Annotated in this window: 11 protein-coding genes and 1 pseudogene; 6 read left to right on the top strand and 6 right to left on the bottom strand. The window is 51.0% G+C overall.

Annotated features, from left to right (window positions below; all coding sequences use genetic code 11):
- Nucleotides 1-333, top strand: a pseudogene (locus tag F7B33_RS06785) (hypothetical protein); the annotation flags it as partial.
- Nucleotide 334: 1 nt separating this feature from the next.
- Here F7B33_RS06785 and F7B33_RS06780 read toward each other — a convergent pair.
- Complete coding sequence (locus F7B33_RS06780; protein ID WP_297073898.1) at nt 335-1,264, bottom strand: RsmB/NOP family class I SAM-dependent RNA methyltransferase; 930 nt, start codon at nt 1,262-1,264, stop codon at nt 335-337.
- A 93-nt stretch (nt 1,265-1,357) separates the two neighbouring features.
- Here F7B33_RS06780 and F7B33_RS06775 point away from each other — a divergent pair, with 93 nt between their 5' ends.
- A complete protein-coding gene (locus F7B33_RS06775) occupies nt 1,358-1,603 on the top strand; it encodes a hypothetical protein (protein WP_297073897.1) in 246 nt (81 codons plus the stop codon).
- A 151-nt stretch (nt 1,604-1,754) separates the two neighbouring features.
- Here the strand turns inward: F7B33_RS06775 and argF are convergent, their stop codons facing one another.
- On the bottom strand, nt 1,755-2,702 hold the full coding sequence (argF, locus tag F7B33_RS06770; protein WP_297063784.1) for an ornithine carbamoyltransferase: 948 nt from the start codon (nt 2,700-2,702) through the stop codon (nt 1,755-1,757).
- Nucleotides 2,703-2,973: 271 nt separating this feature from the next.
- Here argF and thyX point away from each other — a divergent pair, with 271 nt between their 5' ends.
- Entirely contained in the window at nt 2,974-3,714 is a 741-nt protein-coding gene (gene thyX / locus F7B33_RS06765; protein WP_297063775.1) for an FAD-dependent thymidylate synthase, read from the top strand.
- A 63-nt stretch (nt 3,715-3,777) separates the two neighbouring features.
- The gene (locus F7B33_RS06760) at nt 3,778-4,464 is read left to right on the top strand and encodes an STK_08120 family protein (RefSeq protein WP_297073896.1); all 687 of its coding nucleotides are present in this window, start codon (nt 3,778-3,780) and stop codon (nt 4,462-4,464) included.
- A 5-nt stretch (nt 4,465-4,469) separates the two neighbouring features.
- Here F7B33_RS06760 and F7B33_RS06755 read toward each other — a convergent pair whose 3' ends face one another.
- From F7B33_RS06755 to F7B33_RS06745, 3 genes are all read right to left on the bottom strand, one after another.
- On the bottom strand, nt 4,470-4,694 hold the full coding sequence (locus tag F7B33_RS06755; RefSeq protein ID WP_297063779.1) for a TRAM domain-containing protein: 225 nt from the start codon (nt 4,692-4,694) through the stop codon (nt 4,470-4,472).
- Nucleotides 4,695-4,766: 72 nt separating this feature from the next.
- Nucleotides 4,767-5,261 (bottom strand): HIT domain-containing protein, encoded by a 495-nt coding sequence (locus tag F7B33_RS06750; RefSeq protein ID WP_297073903.1) that lies wholly within the window; start codon nt 5,259-5,261, stop codon nt 4,767-4,769.
- 41 nt (nt 5,262-5,302) lie between these two features.
- Nucleotides 5,303-6,235 (bottom strand): sodium:calcium antiporter, encoded by a 933-nt coding sequence (locus F7B33_RS06745; protein WP_297073895.1) that lies wholly within the window; start codon nt 6,233-6,235, stop codon nt 5,303-5,305.
- A 91-nt stretch (nt 6,236-6,326) separates the two neighbouring features.
- On the opposite strand from F7B33_RS06745, the gene F7B33_RS06740 reads away from it, so the two are divergent.
- Nucleotides 6,327-7,562 (top strand): 2,3-bisphosphoglycerate-independent phosphoglycerate mutase, encoded by a 1,236-nt coding sequence (locus F7B33_RS06740; protein WP_297073901.1) that lies wholly within the window; start codon nt 6,327-6,329, stop codon nt 7,560-7,562.
- Nucleotide 7,563: 1 nt separating this feature from the next.
- Here F7B33_RS06740 and F7B33_RS06735 read toward each other — a convergent pair whose 3' ends face one another.
- Entirely contained in the window at nt 7,564-8,145 is a 582-nt protein-coding gene (locus F7B33_RS06735) for an adenosylcobinamide amidohydrolase (protein WP_297063782.1), read from the bottom strand.
- Nucleotides 8,146-8,256: 111 nt separating this feature from the next.
- Between F7B33_RS06735 and F7B33_RS06730 the strand changes: the two genes are divergently transcribed.
- Nucleotides 8,257-8,842 (top strand): DUF2202 domain-containing protein (locus F7B33_RS06730; RefSeq protein ID WP_297073900.1); only part of this gene is annotated, 586 nt, incomplete at its 3' end.

The raw sequence follows: 8,842 nt of genomic DNA, 5'->3' as shown, positions 1-8,842 counted from the left end.
TTGGGCTTTATAGTGGGAGAGGGCTGGGACTGGGACTACCCAAGACCTTTTATGCGCGTTCCCGTTTATAAGCTCAAGCTTCTCACGTGGGAGAAACCAGAAAAGGTTAAATTCCTACTTAAGGGACTTGAGTATAGGGGTTACAAAAGGCTCTGTGACATCGATGTTTTCACTGGAAACAAGAAGATAGAGTGGATAAACCTCGGAAAGTTCAACTCAAAGTTCGAGCTCGCTCAAAAAGCCAGAGAAGAGCTCGAAAAACTTCTGAGTGATGACGTGAAGAAAAAGCTCCACGAGATAGAGGAAAAACTTGCCAGGGAATCCAAAGATTAGCTCAGAGCTTTTTCAATTTTGCTACAAAAAACCCGCTTGTGCCGTGCCTGTTCGGGTAGAAGCGCTTCGCCTTTTTTATCTCTTCGCTCAGCTCGATTCCGAAGGGCTTAACTAAGGCCGGCTCGCCGTATCTCAGAGGGAGGAGCTCAACGTCGAAGTTGTCCAGAACCCACTGGATTACGAACTCGTTCTCCTCCGGTTCAAGAGAACAGGTGGAGTAAACGAGGATTCCACCCTTCCTGAGGACGCTTAGGCCCTTCTCGATGAGCTTCATCTGAAGGTTCTGGCAGAACTTGATGTCCTCCATACTCCTGCTAGCTTTTCTCTCTGGGTTCTTGTGTATCGTCCCGGAGCCGGTGCAGGGGGCATCGAGGAGGATTTTATCGAACTCAACGCCGAGTTCATCTATATAGAGCGAGGACTTGTGGAAGAGAACCGTGTTGGTAACGCCGAGGCGGGAGAGGTTAAGCCTTGTCTCCTTTAAGCGCTCCTCACCGACGTCGAAGGCGTAGATTATTCCCTCGTTCTCCATCAGCTGGGCCATGTAAGAGGTTTTTCCGCCGGGAGCGGCGGCCATGTCGGCAACGGTTTCACCGGGTTTGGGTTCGAGGGCAACGGGGGGATACATCGAGCTTGCCTCCTGAATGTAGAGGAGACCGCTTAAGTATTCAGGTGTGGAGGTTATCGAGAATGGTTCCCTCGTCAAGCAGAAACCTTCCCTTGCCCATGGCACTCTTTTAAACTGGAAACCTTTCTTGTTGAGGAGCTTTGTGAGCTTTGGCACCCCTATGCGGAGCGTGTTAACGCGGAAGCACCTCGGTAGGGGCCTTTCCATTGCCTCCACTATTTTTAAAGCCCTCTCTCCCCAGAGCTGATAATATCTTTCTGCAAATGTCTTGGAGTAGCCGAGGGAAAACAACTTTTCAAGCATGATAACTGGTAGAGTGGGAGGTTTAAAACACCTGCGCTTCGACGTTCATGCGAAATTTTTAACTTCAATGTTGAGAATATGGAGTAGATTAGAATGAGGAAACTCCTGGCTTTGGTGTTGGTTGGGATTCTCGTCCTCGTGAGCGGATGCCTTGGTTCGCCGCCGGTTTCGCCCACACACCAGTCCTCAACGACTTATTCTCCCCAGAGCAGTTCCAACGTTACGCATTTCTGGGGCTTCCCGACGAACGCTTCAAACGTTTCCTCATCCGCACAGGGGTTCTTGGCGGTTGAAGCAACGTTGGAGAGAAGAAAACAGTTACTAGCTCGCTACAAATGATAAACCTGGGAGAATAAGAAAAGATTGGGCGGAATAGCGCTCCGTAAAGATCTTTTTTTATGAAAGTGGGCTTTTATAAATCACACCCCCTATGAAAACGGCCTTTCAGGACGGGCCAGGAGTTAAATGAAAACGAAAGGAGAAGAAAAGCTCAAACCTTAATCCCGCCCATGACAAGGGCCATAACCGCTTTCTGGGCGTGGAGCCTGTTTTCGGCCTGGTCGAAGACGACGCTGTTCGGGCTGTCTATGACATCATCAGTAACTTCCTCACCGCGGTGAGCAGGAAGGCAATGCATAAAGATGTAGTCCGGCTTGGCGTGCTTGACGAGCTCCTTGTTAACCTGGAACGGCTGGAATATCTTCCTCCTCTGCTCAGCCTCGGCCTCCTGTCCCATACTCGCCCATACATCTGTGTAGATGACGTCCGCGTCTTTAACGGCCTTGACCGGGTCGTGGAGGAGCTCAAAGCTTCCACCGCTCTCGGCCGCGTTATGTTCAGCCCACTTGATGACCCTCTCGTCGGGCTCGTAGCCTTCGGGCGTTGCAACTACAACGTGAGCACCGAGCTTTGTGCCCGCTATCATGAGTGAGTGTGCCACGTTGTTTCCATCCCCAACATAGACTATCTTAAGGCCGGCTATGCGACCTTTCTTCTCAAGTATAGTTTGGTAGTCTGCCAGAGCCTGGCACGGGTGAGAGAAGTCGCTAAGACCGTTGATGACGGGAACGCTCGCGTATTTGGCGAGGTCTTCCACGTCTTTATGGGCGTAAACCCTTGCCATTATCCCATCAACGTACCTGCTGAGAACCCTCGCGGTGTCGGCTATCGTCTCGCCCCTCCTCAGCTGGAGGTCGTTGGCGTTGAGGTAAAGGCCATAACCACCGAGCTGGTAGATTCCGACCTCGAAGGAAATCCTTGTTCTCGTTGAGGGCTTCTGGAAAATCATTGCAAGCGTTTTCCCCTCGAGAACGCGGTGGGGCTTCCCAATCTTGTTCCAAATCTTCATCATCTCCGCCGTCTTGAGAACAGTCTCAATCTCCTCCCTCGTAAAGTCCTGAAGGCAGAGAACGTCCCTTCCGGCCAAACTAACTACCATGGCAATCACCGGAAACCTCTTGGCTAGGAATTTAATAACCCTTTCGTCGGATTTATTCGGCTGAAACACGAGTTTATTGGATGTCGGCGGACAATGACTTGATACAATACATCTTTGTGGTCCCCTTAATTTGACAAAGTACAGCAGAGTATCCCATAACTCCCTATTGACACCGACACTTGGACAATGAAGCTCCGGGCATTTCGGTAGCATGCCAACTTTTGACGGAAAAGACCTATTAAGGCACAAATTAACAGGCAGTGGTGATAAAATGGATGATAAAGTTAGTGTAAAACTTGTTAATTATACGAAAAAACCGCTCGAAACTGTCACATGGTCAGCGCTCATAAGTTACTGGGAGGGCTGGGAAACCGAGGCCTTTGAAAGAATGAGCAAGAATGACGTCGAGATGCACCTCCCGAGGGTTCTTGGCTACGGCCATGAGTCAATCCTTGAGCATGCGGTTCTTACCTTTGCAATTGAGGGATGTTCTCGCGTATGTTCGCATCAATTGGTGAGACATAGACTTGCAAGCTATACCCAACAGTCACAGCGCTACATAAAATTGAACCCAAATGAGGTTGAGGAGACCTTTGTAATCCCGGAGAGCGTGAAAGAAAATCCGGAGCTCTACGAGAAGTGGAAAGAGCTCATGAGGAGTGCCATCGGGCTCTACGAGGAAACCTACAAGGCCGGCGTTCATCAGGAGGATGCCCGTTTCATCCTGCCTCAAGGAGTTAGGACAAAGATAGTAGTTACCATGAACCTCCGCGAGCTTAAGCACTTTTTTGGACTGAGGCTCTGCGAGCGGGCCCAGTGGGAGATTCGCGAAGTTGCCTGGAAGATGCTGGAGGAGATAGCGAGGAACGATGAGCTGAGGCCAATTATAAGGTGGGCAAAGCTTGGACCGCGTTGTATACAGCTCGGCTACTGTCCGGAGAGGGAACTAATGCCAAAGGGCTGTTGGAAAAGGACGAAAGAACGCTGGATAAAACTAACCGAGACTGAGTAATTTTGCGGAGGATTTAAAAACCAACGCGCATTCTTTTCATTGAAATTTGAAGGAGGTAATAATATGAAGTCCAAGAGCTGGGAGGTCGAGATTCCATACGATTGGGAGACACTTATGTTAATCCTGAGCGAGCCCGAAAAGACCCTACCGTTTTTCCCGTACTTCGAGAAGTTCGAAGGGGGCCGGGTAAGATTCAAGGTTCCTCGGTTTATATTCAACTTTGGCTATGAATTCGAGCTCGACGTGGGAATAGGACGGAACGAGGTTATATACACCTTCAGAGGAGAAAGGGGCATTCTAACGGTCACGTTCAAAATGATTGGTAAAAAGCTCCGCGTTACGGCCAGCTGGGCGGGTTTTGGGGAAACTTTCATGGGTAAGCCCCTTGAGAACTTCACAAAGGGAATAGCTGAGGCAATACGTGAGTTCTGCTCCTCTGTGGCCTGCCCAGTGGTCAAATTCCACGGGAGCGAGGGCGAGGTGGAGCACATAACACCAGAGACGGCCCCAGCGCTGGTTAAGAGGGTGGCAATGGAATTTGGAAAGGACTTCATCCTTGAGGGAGAGGCAGAAGACGGGACTTATCTGGCCATAATGGTTAAGGATGGCAACCTCAAGGAGCTGAAGATTAGACAGGGTATGAAGGAGAGTGTTATTGAGGCTGACATCCCAGTTATAGAGCTCGGAAAAGAGCCCTTTGAGGGGCTTCCGCTGGACAAGAAGTTCAAGATAAGAGCAAAAAAAGTATGAGGAGGTTAACCAACGACCTCCCCAAATGCAAAGCGCTCTTTCACGCTTTTTACCTCAATCTGGACCTCATCCCCAACATTAGTGTTGGGCACAAAAATCACGAAGCCCTTAATCCGAGCGATGCCGTCGCCACCTTTGCCAAGGGCTTCAATCCGAACTTTGTAGCGCTCGCCCCGCTTCACGGGGGGCTTCCTTTGGGGAACGCTTCTACGCTCCAACTCAGACACCACCAGGAGTTGTCGAGAAAAGAAGTGAGTGAGGACTATAAAAAGCTTGTCCTCAAAAGGAGCCACTAGAATGATTTAAATCTCCCTCTCAACTTCTTCTATGGCTTTTTTGAGCTCGTCGTAGGCTTCTTCAAGAGACTCGGGAATGACCTTTGTGTCCGCTATTACCGGCATGAAGTTCGTGTCGCCGTTCCACCTTGGGACTATGTGGAGGTGAACGTGAGTGTCTATTCCTGCTCCAGCAACGCGACCGAGGTTAACGCCGAGATTGAAGCCGTCCGGTTTCATTGCTTTCTTTATGGCCATGATAATCAGCTGGGTGAGCTTCATTATCTCAAGGAGCTCCTCGTCGGTCAGTTCTTCCCAGTTGGCGACGTGCCTGTAGGGGGCAACCATTACGTGGCCCGGGTTGTAGGGGTAGTTGTTCATAATGACAAAGGCGTGCTTTCCACGGTAAAGGATGAGCCTCTCCCTGTCGCGGTTTTCCTTTGGAAAGTCACAGAAGATACAGCCCTCGTGCTTTGGAGAGCGTATGTACTCTATTCTCCACGGCGCCCACAGGACTTTCATTCTCACCACCAGAGGAGGAAAGAGTGGGGAGTTTAAAAACCTTACAGCTCAACTCCAGAGAAAATCAGGACGAGATAGACCGCGTAGAGAACTAGGAAGTACGCCCCCATGCGCCTGTCTATTCCCCCAGTCTTTTTCAGTGAGGCTATCATAGGAATCATCGCGAAAAGAACCAAAACAACTGTCAACACCGAAGCACCGGTCCGGATTGGCCTTATGAGCGAGGCAATGCCAAGGACAACGAGTGCGTTCATTATGTTGGCTCCAATTATGTTGCCCACGCTTATGCTTCCGCGCTCCCTCAGTGCACCGTAGAGAGCGTTGGTCATTTCAGGCAGAGAAGTTCCAATAGCGACAACGGTGGCTCCAATGACGAAATCAGATATGCCGAGGGCCTGCGCTATGTTCTTACCTCCAAAGACGACCATCTCGGCGCCGCCAACGAGGAAGAAACCGAGGACAACCAAGAGGACGTAATCAAAGGCCGTAACTTCCCCGCTTGGTTCCCAGTCCACTTCACTCCTCGCGTGCTTCTTAAGAAGCCACCGGAGGTAGACCACGTATGCAAGGAGTAGCAGAAGTCCGTCGAGTCGGCTCAGTGTCCCATCAATTGAGAGGACTATGAGAAAGACGAGTGAGGCGAGCATAACGAGGGAGTTCTCGTAGGCGGAACGGCCGGCCTTTAGGGGCCTAATCATTGAGGCAAGACCGAGAATGAGGGCAATGTTGGCGAATATGCTCCCGAGGGCGTTTCCGAGGGCTATCCCATTGACCCCCTGATAGCTCGCTAAGGCACTCGTCGTTATTTCAGGCAACGTCGTTGAGAGACTAACAAGGACGATGCTTATCACTAGCGGGGAGATTCCGGCCTTTCTTGCAACCTCGATTATCTTGTCGGAAAGTTTGTCACCGGCAACCACGAGAACGGCTATTCCAATGAGGATTGAAAGTGACCACACTGCGAACTCGAGCATTTCTCTCCCCTCAATTGCCTTCTTGGGACAGTTTAAAAGGTTGCCCAACAAACTTATTAACCAAGCCAACTAATCACCCACGGTGATAGGTATGAAGAAGAGAAAGGGACTTCTCATAATCCTCGACGGCCTCGGGGACAGACCGATTAAGGAGTTCGGTGGAAAGACACCGCTTGAGTACGCAAAAACGCCCAACATGGACAGGCTGGCAAAGATAGGAATTCTCGGCCAGCAGGACCCGATAAAGCCCGGCCAACCAGCTGGAAGCGATACAGCTCACCTCAGTATCTTCGGCTACGACCCCTACAAAGTCTACCGTGGAAGGGGCTTCCTCGAGGCCCTCGGCGTCGGGCTTGACTTAGACGAGGACGATTTGGCCTTTAGGGTGAACTTCGCCACAATAGAGAACGGAATAATAGTCGATAGAAGGGCTGGCAGGATAAGCACGGAGGAAGCTCATGAACTTGCGAAGGCAATACAGGAGAACGTTAAACTGCCTGTTGACTTCATCTTCGTAGGGGCTACAGGTCACAGAGCCGTTCTGGTTCTTAAAGGCATGGCCTCTGGCTATAAGGTAGGGGAAAACGACCCGCACGAAGCTGGCAAACCTCCAAAGAAGTTCACCTGGCAGGACGAGGAGAGCAAAAAGGTGGCTGAAATCCTTGAGGAGTTCGTTAAACAGGCTCATGAGGTACTTGAGAGGCACCCAATCAACGAGAAGCGCAGAAAGGAGGGCAAGCCGGTAGCAAACTACCTCCTCATAAGGGGGGCGGGCACTTATCCAGATATACCAATGAAGTTCACGGAGCAGTGGAAGGTCAAGGCTGGAGCGGTTATAGCGGTTTCGCTCGTTAAGGGCGTTGCAAGGGCGATAGGCTTCGATGTTTACACTCCAGAAGGAGCGACCGGTGAATACGACACGGACGAGATGGCCAAGGCAAAAAAGACCGTCGAGCTTCTCAAGGAATACGACTTCGTGTTTTTACACTTCAAGCCGACTGATGCAGCGGGCCACGACAACAATCCAAAGCTGAAGGCGGAGATGATTGAGAAGGCCGACAGGATGATTGGCTACATCATTGACCACATCGACCTTGAGGAAACGGTGATAGCGATAACCGGCGACCACAGCACGCCCTGTGAGGTCATGAACCACAGTGGTAACCCCGTTCCCGTGTTAATAGCGGGCGGTGGGGTTAGAACTGATTCAACTGAGGCCTTCGGCGAGCGCGAGTGCATGCGCGGTGGCCTTGGAAGGATAAAAGGCCACGACATAGTTCCCATAATGATGGACCTCATGAACCGCTCTGAGAAGTTCGGGGCCTGAATTATCCCCTCGTTTTCTCCCATTTTCTCAGGCTTTCTTCCAAAGCTTGCCTTACGGCCTTTCCGATGTTTATTCCGAGCTTTGTGGCGGTTCCTGCCCACTCTTTGTTTCCTCCAAAAGCGAAGATGCCGATTCCATCGCTCGTCGTTCCGGTGGCATTGTAACCTAGTTTTAGGAGGGTGTAAGTCTTCGCCTCGGTTGCGGTCATTATAGCGTTGGCCATCGCGCCGACTGTCAGTCCGTCGTTGATAATAAGTGCTATGTTTATCGTCCCCGGCTTCCAGGGAGGCGGAACCTCGCCGGCTATTGCTGGATTTGTTATCCCGGCGGTAACATAGGCTGTAACTTCCCCGCTTTTTGCTATTGAGAGAACTTTATCTACCTCCGCGGCCGTCATGAAACCGACGAAGTTCTTCAAGTCGTGCTCCTGTTCGAAGACCAGACAGTCCTTCTTGTAATCTCCGGAGTAGTTCTTGGGGACCTTCAAAAAGAAGAATCCCTCTGCCTCAGTTAATCCCCCGCGGTGAGGAGCGTTGCTGAGAGCGAGCATGGGCTCGTTGAATGCCATTATGAAGTTGCCCATGATTGAAATTTGGTCCTGCTGTTAATAACGTTTGCCTCGCCAGAACCGTAAACTTTATAAACCTCTTGCACATATGTAATATTGAACTTACACATGCAGGAGGTTGAGAACATGAGAAAGATGTGGTTTGGATTGGGGCTGATTGCCCTGTTAATAGGAATGACCCTCGGAGGAGTCTCGGCATGGAGGGGCCAGCCAGGGCCAAACCCCTATGCAGGAACCGCCCAGAGCGTTGTAACTCCCAGCAGCACGCTCACAACTTACTACGCTCCTCTGAGTGAAGACGAGATTAACGGCCTGCTCTATATGGTGGAGGAGGAAAAGCTCGCCAGGGATGTCTACCTCACGCTCTACAACGAGACAGGACTGGCGGTGTTCAGTAACATAGCCAACAGCGAGCAGAGGCATATGGACGCTGTGCTGAGCTTGATTGAGAAGTACAACTTGACAGCCCCGGACACGCTTGACCAGATCGGAGTCTTCCAGAACGAGGAGCTCCAGAACCTCTACGACCGGCTGGTTGAGCAGGGAAGTAAGAGCACTGTTGATGCCCTCAAGGTGGGAGCACTCATCGAAGAGACCGACATAGAGGACCTTGAGAAGTGGATTTCAGAGACCGACAACGAGGACATAAAGCAGGTCTACAGCAACCTCATGGCCGGGAGCGAGAACCACCTCAGGGCCTTTGTAGGTCAGC

The sequence above is a fragment of the Thermococcus sp. genome (genome assembly GCF_015523185.1).
Lineage (GTDB): Archaea > Methanobacteriota_B > Thermococci > Thermococcales > Thermococcaceae > Thermococcus.
The sequence above is the reverse complement of the archived record's forward strand: the minus strand, read 5'-3'. Positions and strand labels throughout refer to the sequence as shown.